This window comes from Pseudomonas sp. 11/12A (genome assembly GCF_000800055.1).
In the GTDB taxonomy this organism is placed as follows: Bacteria; Pseudomonadota; Gammaproteobacteria; order Pseudomonadales; family Pseudomonadaceae; genus Aquipseudomonas; species Aquipseudomonas mohnii.
In genome coordinates this window covers 6,263,936-6,279,937 of record NZ_JUGV01000001.1, presented here as the reverse complement: position 1 = coordinate 6,279,937, position 16,002 = coordinate 6,263,936, and the positions used below count along the sequence as shown (strand labels likewise).

13 protein-coding genes are annotated in these 16,002 nt (G+C 57.2%); 3 read left to right on the top strand and 10 right to left on the bottom strand.

What is annotated here, in order from left to right; translation table 11 throughout:
- Position 1: 1 nt before the first annotated feature.
- The 4 genes from GQ39_RS28630 to GQ39_RS28615 all read right to left on the bottom strand — a co-directional run bounded on the left by GQ39_RS28630 (position 2) and on the right by GQ39_RS28615 (position 6,152).
- Positions 2–2,032: a DUF262 domain-containing protein gene (locus GQ39_RS28630; protein ID WP_047537262.1), complete on the bottom strand. Its 2,031-nt coding sequence runs from the start codon at positions 2,030–2,032 to the stop codon at positions 2–4.
- Entirely contained in the window at positions 2,022–3,542 is a 1,521-nt protein-coding gene (locus tag GQ39_RS28625) for a DUF262 domain-containing protein (protein WP_052193656.1), read from the bottom strand. Before GQ39_RS28625 ends, GQ39_RS28630 begins: the two co-directional genes overlap by 11 nt.
- A complete protein-coding gene (locus tag GQ39_RS28620; RefSeq protein WP_047537259.1) occupies positions 3,539–4,282 on the bottom strand; it encodes a hypothetical protein in 744 nt (247 codons plus the stop codon). The genes GQ39_RS28625 and GQ39_RS28620 overlap by 4 nt, the downstream gene beginning before the upstream one ends.
- A 925-nt stretch (positions 4,283–5,207) precedes the next feature.
- Positions 5,208–6,152: a LysR substrate-binding domain-containing protein gene (locus tag GQ39_RS28615; RefSeq protein ID WP_081997990.1), complete on the bottom strand. Its 945-nt coding sequence runs from the start codon at positions 6,150–6,152 to the stop codon at positions 5,208–5,210.
- Between the two features lie 91 nt (positions 6,153–6,243).
- Here GQ39_RS28615 and GQ39_RS28610 point away from each other — a divergent pair, with 91 nt between their 5' ends.
- From GQ39_RS28610 to GQ39_RS28600, 3 genes are all read left to right on the top strand, one after another.
- Complete coding sequence (locus GQ39_RS28610) at positions 6,244–6,651, top strand: hypothetical protein (protein ID WP_052193655.1); 408 nt, start codon at positions 6,244–6,246, stop codon at positions 6,649–6,651.
- A gap of 177 nt (positions 6,652–6,828) precedes the next feature.
- The gene (locus tag GQ39_RS28605) at positions 6,829–8,064 is read left to right on the top strand and encodes an MFS transporter (protein ID WP_201774176.1); all 1,236 of its coding nucleotides are present in this window, start codon (positions 6,829–6,831) and stop codon (positions 8,062–8,064) included.
- 46 nt (positions 8,065–8,110) lie between these two features.
- A complete protein-coding gene (locus GQ39_RS28600; RefSeq protein ID WP_052193651.1) occupies positions 8,111–9,142 on the top strand; it encodes a polysaccharide deacetylase family protein in 1,032 nt (343 codons plus the stop codon).
- A 404-nt stretch (positions 9,143–9,546) separates the two neighbouring features.
- On the opposite strand, the gene GQ39_RS28595 is transcribed toward GQ39_RS28600, so the two are convergent.
- The 6 genes from GQ39_RS28595 to GQ39_RS28570 form a co-directional block, all read right to left on the bottom strand.
- Complete coding sequence (locus GQ39_RS28595; protein ID WP_047537250.1) at positions 9,547–9,798, bottom strand: DUF2790 domain-containing protein; 252 nt, start codon at positions 9,796–9,798, stop codon at positions 9,547–9,549.
- 450 nt (positions 9,799–10,248) lie between these two features.
- Positions 10,249–11,619 carry an exopolysaccharide Pel transporter PelG gene (pelG, locus tag GQ39_RS28590; RefSeq protein WP_047537247.1) on the bottom strand — a complete coding sequence of 457 codons (1,371 nt, stop codon included), beginning with the start codon at positions 11,617–11,619 and terminating at the stop codon, positions 10,249–10,251.
- Positions 11,620–13,134, bottom strand: coding sequence for a GT4 family glycosyltransferase PelF (gene pelF / locus GQ39_RS28585; RefSeq protein WP_047537244.1), 1,515 nt, complete (start codon positions 13,132–13,134; stop codon positions 11,620–11,622).
- Positions 13,131–14,120 (bottom strand): HEAT repeat domain-containing protein, encoded by a 990-nt coding sequence (locus GQ39_RS28580; protein ID WP_047537241.1) that lies wholly within the window; start codon positions 14,118–14,120, stop codon positions 13,131–13,133. Before GQ39_RS28580 ends, pelF begins: the two co-directional genes overlap by 4 nt.
- Positions 14,098–15,462 carry a PelD GGDEF domain-containing protein gene (locus GQ39_RS28575; RefSeq protein ID WP_047537238.1) on the bottom strand — a complete coding sequence of 455 codons (1,365 nt, stop codon included), beginning with the start codon at positions 15,460–15,462 and terminating at the stop codon, positions 14,098–14,100. The genes GQ39_RS28580 and GQ39_RS28575 overlap by 23 nt, the downstream gene beginning before the upstream one ends.
- 5 nt (positions 15,463–15,467) lie before the next feature.
- Positions 15,468–15,986 (bottom strand): transporter, encoded by a 519-nt coding sequence (locus GQ39_RS28570; RefSeq protein ID WP_047537235.1) that lies wholly within the window; start codon positions 15,984–15,986, stop codon positions 15,468–15,470.
- Positions 15,987–16,002: the final 16 nt, after the last annotated feature.

Below are 16,002 nucleotides of genomic sequence, written 5' to 3'. Positions count from 1 at the left end.
GCTACTCAACGGCAAAACGCCTTTGGTAATGGCGCTGCATTGCCGCCAGCATCGCCGCCTGATGTTCAGCCGCCCATGCATCTCCCCATTCGTCGTTCGAGTAGATCAAGTCCATTTTCAAAGAGTCTGGCCGCTTCTCAAGGGCTCGCTTGTTGAGGAATCGCTGGCGCTTTTCGTTGTATGGCAGATTGCTGTACTCGGAGTTGATGCTGCGCGAGACCAGCGCCAGATTGCCAAAGCGGTTCAGCCAGGCGTTGGTGACCTTATTGGTATCGGTCGCCTGTGGATTCTGCGGCGAAATATGCTCTACCGAGTTCTTGGCTGTGAAGCGAAAGTTGCCCCATGCATCATGATCACGATGCTGCTCATGCCAGAGCACGAAGTCCAGCTTGTAGAACCAGTAATGGGCAAAGTCCACGCCGTAATCGCAGGGCAGCACTGCTTCGAATTGAAGCGCGACAGCGGTACGCCACGGCTCATCCATGAATGCCCGCGTTCGCACTATCAAGGGATCGCCCGTCACCTCCCCGAGTAGCTGGTTATCCAAATGGCACAGGAAGTCGTAGTAGCGCTCAACCTCCCCCACGCCGCCACGTACCGTTTGCGCGTGCTTGTGGATGAAATAGAGGAAAGGTGTCAACCAATAATGGGTGGTGATCTCCTGGGAGTGGTAGAGCATGCTCTGCAGTAACGACATGCCTTGTTTCAGATCGTTGTCACGGCTGCGACTGATGTAACGTTTGTCATCATTGGCAGAGACCGAGGTGTGGCAAATTTGATGAACTTCGTCGTCGCCCTGGTCGACCCATTTGATGACGTATTCATCCCAAAGCACCCGCATACGCCAGAGCAAGTCAATGAACCCTTGCGCCCTTGCGGTACGCTGCGCTGGCTCCGCCGACAGCAGTAAGTGGGCCTCGAACAAGGTAAGTAGGTGCCGATCCAGCACGCGGGGCACATCCGGCTGCCCTTGCTCTTTCAACCAGATACGCAGCACATGCAGAAGGAACAGCGGGAAGCCAATAATACTACGCGCCCATGGCGCTTCGCCTTCATCCACCGCGATGGCCGCTGAACCATTGTCAAACCTGGCAACTGCGCCGTTGACGATGTTCTCCAAAGTCAGTCGTTCAGCGGATTCCGCTTGTGCAGCCTCGGCTCTTCGCGACAGCAGCCCGTGCACAGCTGCCGCGTGCAGCAACTGCCCCTTGCTATAGAGATCGCCCAGACGGTGAGCCTCCAGCTGGGTTTCCTGGCAAAGGTTACGTTCGACAAAACCACTCATGTCGGCACAGGCATTCCACAAAGCCGCGTAACGGGAACGGCTTTCTGCAGGGATGTCGCGCAATAGCCTGGCCTTGAGAATTTCGTGATGTTGGAGCTGGATGCCGCGGTTGTTGATGACTTCGAACAACTTGTTCAAGTCCATCCCCTCAGGCACCTGTGTGAGCACGAGCGAGACGTTGCGATAAACGAAGCCAGCCAGCGCCTTGAGATATTCATCATCCACAGGTCCGCCATCCGCACGCTTATAGGTCTGCTTGAAGGAAACCATCAATTGCTGAGCTTCTCTCATGCTTTGGGTATCGAGGATCTCAGGGCTCGCTCCCCCCTTGCCCGGCATCATGCTGGCAAGGAAGGCGTTCACTTGCTCGCGAATCGAGAAGTGCAAACGCGGAATCACACCGTCTTTCAGCACCACCCTGCTGAAATCGCCCATCACCTGGTTCCATATGGCGATCGTGCTGAGCATCCACAGCGTAGTAAAGCGCTGCTGCCCATCGATCAGGTCGAAGCGGCGCAAGCCCTTAAGGCGGTCTTGCTCAGAGGTTTTTTCGACCAGCAAGGCACCACCCAGAAAGAACTGCTCATCGCGCCGATCGAACGCGTTAGCCATATCGGTCAGCAACGTCTTTATCTGATCGTCACCCCAAACGTACAAGCGCTGATAGATGGGCACGTTGAAGCACCAGGCCGCGTCGTCTTGATTAGCCAGCTGTTCCAAGGTGAAGAGACGGGAATCAATACGCATGGCGATCTTCCTGGCAAGCCTTCAAGTACGTTTCGAGCCATTGCGATTTACCCGCAAGGGTCAAGCATTCGGAATCCAACTGCCCTTGATAGAACTCCAGGACTGCCCTCTTGTATCGTCCCTGCACACCCTGCCCTGTTGCTACCGTTTCGTTGGCATACGAAGACGCCACCGCTTGTTGTCGGTGCTGAAGAAAGTCCAGCACCTGCTTCGGGTGGTAACTCTGGGCAATCACATCCAACAGGTTCAGCTCGGCCAGCCTGAAGAAATTGGCCGCGGTTTCCTGCTTGACCTGTTTTTTCTCCAAGCGAATCGCACCCAGCAAAAACTCCAAGCGCAGGGCAAAGGCGGTCAGTTGTTCAACTTCGAACTGATCGACATACATCAGGCTGCACAGCATGAAGATTTCGCGCAGGTACTCCTGGTTATTGCGCAGCAGCTGTTTGTAGATCGTGCGGAACGTGCTCACCTGCAGGCATGGCGCAGGATCATTCATCAGCCGTTGCAGCAACGCTGCGTACTTGTCTGCGTATAGAAAGAACCCAACACCTTCATGGATGGGCTGACGCAACGCCATGGGCAGGCTTGCAGGATTTCGACCGACTCGCAGCTGGCTGCCCTGCAGCACGTAATCGCCATCTCCCGCCAGAGTCATGCAGGACGCTAGCCGATTGTGCCGGGTCGCGTAGAGCGGCACGCTGTCAATGCGGCTACGGCTGTCGGCGACGTGGGGCCAAGTGTCGCGCTGGAATTCTGCTAGGAGCGGTTCGTGCCTCCCCGCAGGCGTGTGCGATCCGCGCCAACGCCGCGCACGCCAGAGAAAACGATTGAATAAGTTAGGGGCGAAGTCCTGACCAGGGCTTAGCACCGCCGGGTGGCGTTGCAGGCTCTCCCAACGCTCCGCACAGTGCCGCTGCAGTGCTGCCTTGAGTTCAGTCTTCCCTTGCGCGTAGTCGATCGCACGCAGGTGATAGGCCTTGAGCAGGTCAGTGGCCTCCAAGCGCACCCCGCGGTTGTTCTGGGTGTCGAAAAAGGTGAAAGCGAGATCGGTGCTGTCCACTTCGATCACTGTCAGCCGTAGCCTTTCGATGATCTGCGGCGCAATCGCCTCCACTTGCTTCAATGCCTGCAACCCTTCAGCAATATGTCGCGCGGATTGGCCCGAATAGCTGAGTGCCTGCCCCACTGGCAACTTGCCGGTAGAGCGGTGGTACAACAGCGACAGCGCGGTGATACGCTGCTGACCATCGATAATGAACCGCTTCGACTGGCTTGCGTCGCGATGCAGTAATACGCCCCCCATGTAGTAAGGCAGGGTGGTATCCGCCTGCTCTGCATACGCTGCGAGGTCACTGACCAATTGCGTCAGCTTATCCGGGCCCCAGACGAAACCACGCTGATAGCTGTCCAATGCCAATGGCCAATCGCTTGTATTCAGCAATTCGGCGAAAGGCAGAGTACTGACCCGTACAAGCGAATTCGGCTTGCCGGGTACAAATTCCCAGCTCAATTTTCGTCCCAACGTCTACGCAGCGTCCTGATCAGTGCGTTCCCCCGCAACGCGCGACCGTCTGGCCCACAGAGCGCGACAGAACCTTCCGGCAACCCAAAGACTTCTTCGATCCTTGCCCGGATGGTGCTCACTTTTGCATCCGAGCGCGCGGCCCGATAGCGAGCCGCCTTCCGGTTGCCGATAACGACCGTCGAGTCTTCTTCCTGGTCATCCGAAGCCTCCAGGCCCTCGGCATCCCAGGCCTCTTCCGTTTCATCCTCCTCGATAGGCTCAGCATCGTCGTCACCCTCTTCAGCCTCGTCAGCTTCAGCGGTCAGGTCAGCCAGTGTCTGGGCGTGGGAGTACCAAGTGCTGGCATCCTCTTGTTCCCACACCAAGCCATCCTGAACATGGAAAGTGCGCAAGGCTGCGGAAGACGGAACGTAATCGCTGAATCGCGACTTCACGGCTGGCAAACGTTCAAAGCCGGCCCCCAAGGCACGCAGCACCTTTTCTGGACCTGCAACCAGCAAAAACTCAGACCAGCACGGCTCGCGGAAATTGACGCTGACAGTACCGTACATATAGAGAGTCGCCCGGAGTGATGCGTCCTGCTCGGCCAATTGGGTGAGTACCTGCATCACCGTGCGGTAGATGCTGAAACCTGCGCCCTCGATGGACTGCGAATCGACCTCGACGGTGGGTAGCGGCGATTTACTGTTGACGAACGCGAGCTCCGTCACCGATTTCTTGATCATTGCCTTCATTCCTTGAGCGGGGCCTTGGATGGGCGTCACGAGCTGATTTGCCAAGATTGCAAACGTTGGGATGAGCGCACAGAGCAGCGAGAGCCATCCCGCGCGGAAGCCGCATGGTTGAGAAAGCATAATGCCACTATTACATGATAAGACTCTACAATCCTCCGTCGAAACTGGCTTCATGCTTGAGGTCGCCACCTGGAACAGCAGCGTCAACCCGGGATCAACTGCGTGACTGCGCCAACCTGCTAGGCAAGCTGGTGCCGGTCATTATTCTGCTCATGCTGGAACACCCAGACAACTTGTGGGGGGGCGTTATCCGGTTGTTGTTCAACTAGATGACTGCGATTGGGGCAGAGGTCGGCTTACAGGCCACACAACTGTTTGTCGGCAGGCCAGGAATACTTGTCACAGTATTCCAATTGGTATTCCGTCTTAAAATACAAACCGATATTCAGTCATTTAATCAATATGTTACTGGCTTAATTCAGCTCACCCCGGCTCCACCAAATGATCAAAAAAAGACGTCCAAGGACGTCTTTTTTTGTGCCTGAAATCCAGAAGAATCAAGGCTTTAGGGTCTATTAGCGTCCAACACAATCCACATCACCGGATATTCCAAGCCCCTCAGTGGTAATTTTTGGAATACCAATTGGTGTCATGGAGCAAGAGAAAGCGGATGAGGTCATGCCGTCGATTTTAAGCTCTCACAGGTGAATTGCAGCAATCACCACTCATTGGACAATTTCAAGTAGCAGTTTGGTCGCTGCTCGAACTGATGTAGGCAAAGGGCTTTTCGCGAATAGTCGAGTGGCGCGGCGGTTGATTTTTAAAGGCGATCCATCCGTTCCAAACCAGACTCTAGAAGCGTCAATAACAATGCTCGGTGAATAAAGACCCACAAGGCTTAAGCGGTTGAGCGGCATCAAGCGTTCAACATCGCTTGCGCCTCCCTGGACAACGCGATGCCGGGCAATCGTTGGAGTCGGTCTATCAGCAAGTGAATGAAGGCCAACGTGGCTGCCGAGAATGAGCGACCACGGCGCCAGCGTAATGCAGCGATACGACTCAAGTCTGCATGATCGATTTCCCGAACTTCAAACCGCATGGCATCTTCGATTGCCAGTCGGCTGGCAATGGTAGCCCAATCGCCTCTACCCACCAGCCGCACCAGCGAATCGACGTTCGCGGCCTCAACGCGCACATCCAACGGTAAGCCGGCCCGCGAGAACGCAGAATCGATTTGCCGTCGCATGGCGAAGTTACGATTGAGCAAGGCCAATCGCAAATCCGCGAGTTCCTCCATGGAGACGCGTTCGCTACAGCGGCCCTCACTCATCGCGCGCAAGCGGATCAGCACCAGGTTTTCCTCGAACAACGTGCACTGGTTAATGTCGGCGCTCGACAGATTTGAAAATGCCAGCCCGATGTCGATCTCATTTTCGGTCAGGGCCCGATCTATTTGTGCGGCGGGCATTTCTTCAATCGAGACTTTCAATTCGGGATGTGCAACCAGCATTTCGGCCACCGCAGGGATCACCAATGCCCGTGAGTAGGTGTCGATCGCTCCGATGCGCAGCCTGCCCTTCACCTCCCTTGATCGTCCGTGCACCGAAGCCAGAGCGGTATCAAGATCCTCCAGCAAGGGCTCCAACAAACTAAACAGCTCAATGCCCGCAGGTGTTAGCGCCACACCGCGCCCGACACGATCCAACAGTTGAACGCCCATCAAGCCTCTTAATTCACGTAAATGCTGAGACAAGGCGGGCTGCGTCAAATGCAGCAAATTGGCGGCACGGGTCACAGAACCCAACCGAGCAGTGGCAATGAAACTACGCAGTAAACGAAGATCGATCGCGGATATATTCATAACGGACGCTTATATTACACAAAGAAAAACATAATTTTATTGTGCATAAAAGGACTGCTTAAATGAAGCCTCACTTGCATATGGGTAAAAAATGACCATGCCCCACATCGTATTTGAAAGCACGAGCGGACTTCTTAGCAGACTGAACTTCGTGCAAGTGATGAGCACTATTCACACCGACATTGCGGCTGCAGGCCATGCGCAGTTAGGTGACTTCAAAAGCAGGGTTCATGCCTGCCACGCAACGCTCGCTGGAATCGATCCTGATGCAGAGTTCGTAATCGCCACGCTGATCACCACCAACCCTCGCCCGACTGGGGTCCAGCGACAGATGGCGCAGATCATCCACGACACACTGGTGGCGGCAATCAACGCATTCGATGCCAAGTTCTGGTGGCAGTGCTGCGTCTTCATCGAAAGTGTCGAGCGCTCGTCCTATCTGAAAACCGACTCGAAGCACCACTGCGGCGTGACACTCACTGCCCCTCAAATACCCTGACACGCAACACAGCCCTTTCGGAAGGTCGTCATGACATACAACTCAAATAATTCGTCATCACCCAGCGTCCCCTTGTTTGAAACTCCATCGCGAGGCGACAGCCTGACCTCTGCTTCACCATCTACCCACTTCCCCCAAGTGCTTAACTCAATCTACCTGCGTATTACCTGGAGATTGATGCCGGTGTTGTTGCTGGCTCAGGTTCTGGCGTTTCTGGATCGGGTCAACGTAGGTACGGCAAAATTGCAGATGGCAACCGACCTGCAACTGAGTGCCAGCGCTTATGGACTAGGTGCCGGTATTTTTTTCATCGGTTACTTCATCTTCGAAGTGCCGAGCAATCTGCTATTGCACCGCTTGGGCGCGCGCGCGTGGATCGCACGCATCATGCTGAGCTGGGGCCTCGTCTCCGCAGCGGCGATGTTTATTCAGACGCCTACTGGTTTCTACATCCAGCGCTTCTTTCTAGGCATTGCCGAGGCCGGATTCTTTCCGGGTGTAATTCTGTACCTGACCTATTGGTTTCCTGCACATCGACGCGGACGCATGACCACTCTGTTCATGACGGCCAGCGCATTGGCGGGCGTGGTCAGCGGCCCCGTCTCAGGCTGGATCATGTCAGGTATGGACGGCGTCCAAGACTTGTCGGGTTGGCGCTGGATGTTTCTCATCGAAGGACTGCCAACAGTGTTAGTGGCCGGCCTGGTTTATTGGGTGTTACCGAGTACGCCGAAACAGGCGAACTGGTTAAATCGAGATGAGAAGGCCCTGCTGGAGACCGACCTTGCAGTGGCAGAACAACAGAAACACGAGCATCGCCTCAAGGATCTGTTCACCCCTATTACCCTGATGTTTTCACTTGTTTATTTCCTGCTCTTGATGGGTCTGTACGGCATCAATTTCTGGCTACCCACGATCATCAAGGGCTCTGGTATCAACGACACACTAACTATCGGCTGGCTGTCGGCAATCCCTTATATGTGTGCGGCAGTGGTAATGAACCTGGTCGCTCGCAGTGCCGACAAAACCCGTCGCTGGGGACTGCATGTTGGGCTCAGCGCACTGGTCGCCAGTGCCGGTTTTTTCACTACAGTCATGAGTGATCAGCAAATTGCCATGTCTCTGTTCGGGTTAACGCTGGCTAGCGCTGGCGTCCTGTCTGCATTGCCGCTGTTCTGGAATCTCCCAACTCAACGTTTGACCGGCGTGGCTGCCGCTGCGGGCATAGCGTTAATCAATTCCATCGGCAACCTTTCCGGTTTTGTCGGCCCCAGCGTCATAGGTTGGCTGATTGACCGAACCCAACACACCAGCGCCGGGATCCTGTTTCTAAGCATCACGGCACTGTTGGCCGGCGTACTGACGCTGCTTTATTCCGCGAATAACACAACCACGCGTAACCAAAGGATTTGAACCGATATCGTGACATGGCATGTCACTCCAACACTAAGGTAATCCCATGAAACCGTATGACTCAGCGCCTGCCGATCCCCATATGCCTACCAACCCGGAGCGACGGACATTCATCCAGCACGCCAGCGCCGGAGCAGCCATTCTCGCGGCAGGTTCATTGATGACACCCGCCATGGCGGCTACAGCGGGTGGCACCAGCACGAGCAAGATCCCAAACCAAAAGGGTAAGTTCTGGCCCGGAGATACCCGTCTAGTGGTGTCGGTATCCATGCAGTTCGAAGCGGGCGGCCAACCGCCAAAAGGAACTGACAGTCCTTTCCCTCACGTTGATTTCCCCGATAGTGTGCCCTCTGACGCCGCGACCAACACCTGGTTCGCCTACGGTTACCGGGAAGGCATCCCAAGGATGCTGGACCTTTGGGATCGTCATGGGGTCAAGGTCACTTGCCACATGATCGGCGAAGCCGCAAAGCGCCACCCTGAACTGGCGAGAGAAATCGTCAAACGTGGTCATGAAGCTGCAGGGCACGGGCCACGATGGAGTTCACAATACGCCATGAGCCTTGATGAAGAACGACTCTTCCTGCAACAAGCGCGAGACATGGTCGAAGAGATCACCGGTCAAAAACCGGTCGGTTATAACTGCAACTGGCTGCGACGTGGTCCAAATACTTTGTCGCTGCTCCAGGAACTCGGATACCTCTATCACATCGATGATCTCAGCCGCGATGAGCCCTTCATTGAGCAAGTGAACGAAAAAGATTTTGTTGTCGTTCCGTACACTCTGCGCAACAACGATATCCTCCTAATTGAGGGCCGAAACTACTCGCCTGGCAAGTTTCTTGAACAGGTCAAACTCGACTTCGATCAACTTTACGAAGAAAGCAGCTCCCGCCGCCGCATGATGTCCATCAGCGCCCACGACCGCATCAGCGGCTCGCCCCAAATGGTACGAGTCTGGGATGAGTTCCTTAAGTACGTAAACAGCCATGCCGGCGTAAAATTCATGCGCAAGGACGAAATCGCCCAGTTCACATTGACCAGTTCGTCGTCACTCAGAGAAATCGAAACGATATGATTCAGCTGTAAAGTTCCATGACCCGATGAGTCAGAAAAATCACAGGGATGTCTATATCTACCCAAGCTGACCTAACACTGTCATCACGAAAACTTTGGTAAACAAGCAGGTGGATTGATCGGTGCGGTAGGCGGGGCAGCAAGTGGGACAGAGCCGGACGATGAAGGCGCCTTGAATCTGGCGGAAGGCGAAGGCGTCGAACCCTGACCGTTTCCAGTCGCTCCGGGTTCACACCGGACAGCCCACCACCGGACGCCACTTTCCAGACATGAAAAACCCCGCACTTGGCGGGGTTGGCCTGCATCATGGACACAGGCGTTTCAAAGATGCCGGGATCTTCCCCCGGCCTGCCCCATTGGGGCGTTTGAACAAACCTGCCACAGGCAGGCTTTGTCGGGACTCGGTTAGTTGCCTGAGCAACCGTTACCCATCGCGCTGTATTGCATGACGTGTTGCTGGCCCTGATGGTCCAGGTAAGTCATCTGGAGAGGGACCACGGCGCAGACGTCATCGGGAACGGCGTCCATGTGAATCACTTTGGCGATGTCGAGGTGAGAGCCGTAGGTGTATTGCTCTACCGCAGACTGATCGGCAAACGCCATCTGGCTACCCAGCATTACAAAAGAAGCAGCAATCAATGTCTTAAACAATTTCATTTCAAGTGTCCCAACGATGCAAACGATTCACGTCTTCAGTCGGAATGAATAAGGCCGAAGGCTCTACGATGCGCGGCAGGGTGGTTTGCTTGGACCCTTATGAGCTTGCGCTTCGTGGCTTTGTTTGGAAGCTGGGCCCATTTTATTCCGGTGGTGTTTTTGATAAAGACCAAAGACTGAAATGCATTATTGGAAAAATGGTAATAATCAGCACCGTCTACCGTGCTGGGGTTTATCCCCACCAGCCAGGCATTCTGAGTGGCAAAGTCGGACCCGAATTGGCGCCATGAAGTGCTGTAGCCGGCTCGAACGGTCCATCAAGGAGTGGCCGGAGCGAGTCGTCTTGCGTCGGTATCGTGGCTCACAAACCCTGTCATCGGATGCAGCCACGCCCAACAAAAAAGGCACTGACGATGATCGCCAGTGCCTTTTCAGCGCCTCGAAAGTGTTTCAGCGCGACAACATAAAGGTGTCGTACTCGAGATCTTCCAGTGCCGTGGACAATCGGTGCAGCCCCAGCAACACGCAAACCAGCAATGACAGGGTAAAGCCATAGCCGAAGAAGCTCGGCCCCAGGTGCATGCTGAGCAGGGTCAACCCGGCGTTCAGCACCGCGAAAATCACGCACAGTTCCAGCACCACGGCGCGTTTGTCGAGGTAGAAAAACACGTTGAGCAGCGCCATGAACACCACCTGGATGCTCACACCGATCAGGTCGATGTAGAACAGCGGCAGGTAGTAACTGGAAATGCCCAGCCAATCCAGCAAGCGCGGAGCGAACAGGAACAGCAGCACCACCGTCAATCCCTGTACCTTGCAGATTTCCAGCAGGCCCTGGCGGATCGACAAGGTCATTTCGGTTTTCAGCGAACCGATGTGTTGCAGGGTTTCGCCTTCGCGGATGGCCCGGAACAGGCGGTCGTACCACTCGGCAAAATCGGTTTCGATGCGCACCAGGAACACCGCCATTCCGGGGATGATCGCCAGGTACGCGAGGAAGATTGGCAAGTCATACAGGATCGACGCACGCAGGGGGCCGACAACGAGATTCGAGGTACCGGGGTTGAACCAGAACAGGAACTTGTCGATCCAGATACCGAAGTTGTAGAAGAACCCGGTCGCCAGCAGGCTGAGAAACACCTGGCGGCGTTGCAGGAAGTCGAAGGCGATCAGCTTCTCCGCGCGGTACTCACGCAGGATGTCGTAGAGAAACAGAAACAGCAGCGTGCTGTGCCCGATCAGCAACGCCAGCAACAAGCCCGGCATCTGCAGGAAGCTCAGCAGGTAGGCACTGGCGACCATCAGCGTGTAACCCACCAGCATCACCAGCAGGATGCGGTTGTAGGCCTTCATCCCTGAAAGAAAGATGATCACCAGCCACAAGTTGCACAACACCACGAAGTTCGACAGCACCAGCAACCGGTAGATCAGCGGCTGGTCGAACAACAGGCTCAGCACCAGGATTCCCAACACCCCGGCACCGACGGTTACCAGCAACAGCACGCCCAGCAGGTTGGGCAGAATCTGCTCGTACTTGTGCTCGAACAACCGGTCGGAAACGAATCGGGTGAAGAACAGTTGCAGACCGCCCGTGAGGATCAGCGAGCTGGCCATCAGGTACGTGACCGTCACCAGAAACTGCCCGACCAGCACATTCGGCAGTAACAGGCCCAGGCTGATGATGCCCACCAGCATCACGCTGATGATCGACAGCACCCAGGGCCCGGAGCTGATCAGTCCGGCGTAGACGTAAGCGTGCAAAGTCGCGGTGTAAGAATCGCGCGACAGGATCTTGCGTAGTTCGAAGCCAATCCCGGCCATTTAACTGTTCTCCATGGCGGCTTGATACAAGTCGCGATAACGCTGCAGCATCAAGGCTTCGGTGTAGTAGCGATTGACCCGCAGCAAGCCGCTGGCCTGTGCAGCTTCCCAGCGTTGCGGGCTGCGCAGCAGTTCGAGGATCGCCACGCTGGTGGCTTGCGGGTCGGCAATCGCAACCACTTTGCCGGCCAGGCCGAGGTCGCGGTCTTCGACGCTGCCGCCTTCGATCAGCTCGCGGCAGGAACCCACGTCGCTGCTGACGACCGGCGTACCGGCGGCCCAGGCTTCGAGAATCACCAACGGTTGCGCTTCGCTGATCGAGGTCAGCACCATCAAGCCCAGTTGCGGCAGGATGTCCTGGATGCGCTGGAAGCCCAGGAAACGCACCTTGCCCTCCAACCCCAGACTGGCCATCAGGCTGCGGCATTCGCTGACATATTCCGGATCTTCCTCTTCCGGACCGACGATCCAGCCTTCGGCCTGGGGCATGGCACTGATCACCCCGCGCATCGCCCGCAGGAAGGTTTTGACGTCCTTGATCGGCACCACACGCCCGATCAAACCCACGACCGGCGCAATGCCGGGAGCGCGGGATTCGAGGGCGGCGGTCCATTGCGGCAGGTCAATACCGTTGGGAATGACCCGGGTGCGGAGCGGATCGGCGCCGTCCTTGATTTGCCGCTGTCGGTTACCGTCATACAGCGAAATGATGCTGTCGGCGCTGTTGTAGGTCAGTTGCCCGATGCGCTCGAAGAAACGCACCCATAACGTACGGATGTAACCCGAGCCGGCATCGAGGCTGCGGTTCAGCGCCTGGCCGGAACTCTCGGCGATCCAACTGGCCTGGGCCAGGTCGATCTTGCGCTCCTTGGTATAGATCCCGTGCTCGCTGAGCAGGTAGGAACAGTTCCAGCGTTGCTTGAGAATGCAGCCCAACAGCCCGGCGTAACCGGTGGAAATCGAATGCAGCACCCGCGCCCGAGGCATTTTGCGCGACGCCTCGGCGAGCATCAGCAAAGGCGACTGCATCGAGCGCAGGGTCCAGAAATAGTTGATGAAGGACGGGTCGGCGCAATGCAGGCGATACCCCTCGCTCAACGCCTCCCAACTGGCGCGGCTACGCAGCACATCGTCGAGGGTCAGATGGCCCTGGGCGATGTTGTCGAGCAAGCGCTCACCCAGTTCGGGCTCCGGCGCGTCCGGGTGATGCAGGAAGCGATACAAACCCTGCAACTGTTGCAGATCGGCGTCCCGTGGCGTGCCTCGGGTGTCGGTCGGATGCGTGGCGTCTTCGAGAAAGACTTCTTCGATGTGCAGTACATTCGCCGGCACTTGATAACGTCGCTGCGAATACGCCGAACGCTGTCCGCCAATGAACATCACCGAAAACGTCAGTTCCGGCAGACCGAGGATCATCTGGTGAATCCAGCTCGACACGCCACCGCGCACATAAGGCCAAGTGCCTTCGAGCAGCAGGCAGATGTCGGCCATCGGTGCCTCTTGCTTGTGACTCATGTCCAGCTCCTCACCAGGTCAGCGAAGGGTGGTCGCTGACGGGTTTTCTCGGGGAGGCTCGCCAGCAACCCGGGAATCTCGCGATAACGACCCGCCTCGAATGCCAACTCGGCCTGGAAAGGCAGAATCTGCGCCACGCCCATACCGTTGTCCTGGGCCTCCTGGAGTAACACTTCGGCACGCGCGATATCACCACGCTCCAGGGCAATGCGTCCGGCCAGCAGAAACAGTTCACCGCCCTCTCCCGCTTCCAGGCCCTGCTCGGCATGCTCGCCGGCCTGATTGAGCACGTGCTCGAGTACGCTGCCTTGCGCCAGCCCCAGATACGCCAGCTCCCAGTACCAGCGCGCCAGCGTGCCATGCAGCACGCCGGCGGCTTTGCCCTTTGCGCCGTTCAGCTGGCCAAGGGCGATCTGGATATGCAAGTTGATGTCACTTTCCTGTTTGTCCAGCATCGAATACGCCAGCAACCGCACATCATCGCTCGGGTCGCCCAGTGCCAGTTTGAGGATCGGTACCGCCTCCTTGCCGCGCATGCGTCGCGTCGCCAATAGAGCGGCCAGACGCTGATCGGGGTCCGGCGCATGGCGCAGCACGTCCTGCAAACCGCCGTCGGCAAAAATCGGTTTATGCAGTTGCTGTTGCGCCCGATATGGCAGGCTCGGAATGCCGACCGCTTGCCAGGCTTGTTTGTCGCGTTTGCGTGGCAGGTACAGCGCCGGAAAAATCGCTGCGACCACGCCCACCGTGCCGAGCACAGGGACAAAGAACGCCATGCTGAAAATGAACAGCGGGCTCCACGGCAGCGGCGAACGATACCGCGCCGGCAACAGCAGCCACACTGCCGCGCACAACATCACGCAGGCCAGGCCATGAGTGAGGGTGAACACCAGCAGTTGCTGCACCTCGGGCACGTCCACCCACAGACTGGTCCAACTGCCTGCCTCTAACAACAAGGCTCCGCTAAACAGCCACTTGCTGATCATTCAGACCACACTCGTTGAACAGGAAGTTACGCAGCCCGTTGTGTTCACCAGGCTCCAGGTTGAAAGGCATGACCCGTACGCCGAGGCTGTCCATGTCACTCTCAATGCCAAAGTGTTCGTGTATCAGCAGGTTGATGCGTGACAGATAACCTTCGGTGCCTTGGGGGCTGGTCAACGGCAAAAGCACCAGCAGCAACTGATGGTCGCGGTTGTTGCGCAGCGGCAGGTGCAAATCCAGACCGCGCTGACTGCGCTCCAGCAAGCGTGTCAGCTCTTCGTTGGCCCGGGTCATTTCAAAGGCGAACAGGCCGGCCGACAACTTGTGCTGCTCGACGTCCACCAGCGAACGCTTGAGTTGCAGTGTGAAGTGCTGCGCATCGGCATTGACCAATTGCAGCACCTGCGTGTCGCGCAGCAACAGGTCGGCGATATGCCCGGCCAGCAGCGCCAACAGGCTCAGGGTACGATCCTGGAAAGCGAAGAACGGCATGTGTCGTACAGCCAGCACCGCCAACAAACGGCCCTCGGCATCGATTAACGGAATACACGCCTGCAATGACGAGAATTGCGCCGAACCGCCGGCATCGATCAGTTCCTGGCGCACGCTCACCAACTCGCCGCGCTCCAGGCACAGCTTGACCAGACCGTCTTCGGTGTCCAGATCCCCCATGACCCCGATGGTCGCCAACGGCTTGGGCAACAAGTGCCCGGCGTGATCGTCCACGCGATACAAACCGGCTACCCGCAGCGCACCGTATTGCCCCAGCACCGCCACGATCGGGTCGGCCAATGCACCCAGCGCATCGCCTTCCTCCGGCATCACCCGCAGTTTTTCGCGCAGGCCCAGCAACGAGCTGCGCAAGCTTTGGTCACTGCCCGCCACGCGCTGTTCCAGCAGATCGTGGGAGACCCGCAGAATCTGATGGGCGCGAGTGAATTCATCGAGTCGATATTGACGGTAATCGTTGGCCATCTGCAGACGCTCCAGTCGGCGTTCCCACAGATCGCGCACCTCGCCCACCAACATCCCGCAGACCAGGACGCCGACAATCCAGGACGGCTCAAGCTCTGCATAACCGGCATGGCCGCTGAAGCGCAGCGCGAACACCGCCATCACCAACAACACGGCGCTGAGCAAACCGCGCACAAATCCGTAACGCACACCTAACAGCAGCGGCGCCAGGATCGGCCAGGGGAACCCGCCGTGCATTTGCATCGGGTCTTCCGGCGTCAGCCACAAGCCAAGGCCGATCGCCAGGCCTGTCACCAGGAACGTTTCCAGCCAAGACACCGGGCCGCTGGCGCGAGGCGCCAGGCTGTAATCCTTGTGTGGAGAATTCATTGCGATCACTCGAACCGAAGGGCGCCAACAAGCGTATCGAGCACTTTTTGCGCAGTGCCCGCGAGGCTTTCACGGGACCAGCCGGCACGTGCGCCACTTTTGCTCCAGAGCACCCGACCGCTGTCCGCATCGAGCACGCGCAGGCTGATGCCCACCGCCGGTTCGCCATCCAGGCCGTTCTTGTACTGCCACTCTTCAACGCTGCCGGTGACCACATAATCGAGTTTCTGCTCACGCGCCCAATCCAGCGCACCGGCCAGACGCTCGTTGTCATCCATCAACGCTTGTTCGCCCTGGGTGCTGGCCGGGTAAACCCGTGGTTGCAGACCATGGCTGCTGAGCACGCTAAGCAGGATTTGCTCGCTGCGCTCACCGGCCTGCGGTGTCTGTGAATAGTTGACCATCGGCACAATGCCCCACTGCGCAGTGCGCGGCAGGCTCGGGCTGGCGTCGCCGGTGAAGCTCGCGCAACCAGCGACGAACAGGACCGCCAGCGCCAGGCCCAGATTACGAATTGCTTGCATACGTTTTTCTCCCGTA

Excerpts from the sequence above, each read along its gene's own strand:
- GQ39_RS28630 (WP_047537262.1), bottom strand. The coding sequence starts at position 2,032 with ATGCGTATTGATTCCCGTCTCTTCACCTTGGAACAGCTGGCTAATCAA.
- GQ39_RS28620 (WP_047537259.1), bottom strand. The coding sequence starts at position 4,282 with ATGATCAAGAAATCGGTGACGGAGCTCGCGTTCGTCAACAGTAAATCG.
- GQ39_RS28615 (WP_081997990.1), bottom strand. The coding sequence starts at position 6,152 with ATGAATATATCCGCGATCGATCTTCGTTTACTGCGTAGTTTCATTGCC.
- GQ39_RS28610 (WP_052193655.1), top strand. The coding sequence starts at position 6,244 with ATGACCATGCCCCACATCGTATTTGAAAGCACGAGCGGACTTCTTAGC.
- GQ39_RS28605 (WP_201774176.1), top strand. The coding sequence starts at position 6,829 with ATGCCGGTGTTGTTGCTGGCTCAGGTTCTGGCGTTTCTGGATCGGGTC.
- GQ39_RS28600 (WP_052193651.1), top strand. The coding sequence starts at position 8,111 with ATGAAACCGTATGACTCAGCGCCTGCCGATCCCCATATGCCTACCAAC.
- GQ39_RS28595 (WP_047537250.1), bottom strand. The coding sequence starts at position 9,798 with ATGAAATTGTTTAAGACATTGATTGCTGCTTCTTTTGTAATGCTGGGT.
- pelG (WP_047537247.1), bottom strand. The coding sequence starts at position 11,619 with ATGGCCGGGATTGGCTTCGAACTACGCAAGATCCTGTCGCGCGATTCT.
- pelF (WP_047537244.1), bottom strand. The coding sequence starts at position 13,134 with ATGAGTCACAAGCAAGAGGCACCGATGGCCGACATCTGCCTGCTGCTC.
- GQ39_RS28580 (WP_047537241.1), bottom strand. The coding sequence starts at position 14,120 with ATGATCAGCAAGTGGCTGTTTAGCGGAGCCTTGTTGTTAGAGGCAGGC.
- GQ39_RS28575 (WP_047537238.1), bottom strand. The coding sequence starts at position 15,462 with ATGAATTCTCCACACAAGGATTACAGCCTGGCGCCTCGCGCCAGCGGC.
- GQ39_RS28570 (WP_047537235.1), bottom strand. The coding sequence starts at position 15,986 with ATGCAAGCAATTCGTAATCTGGGCCTGGCGCTGGCGGTCCTGTTCGTC.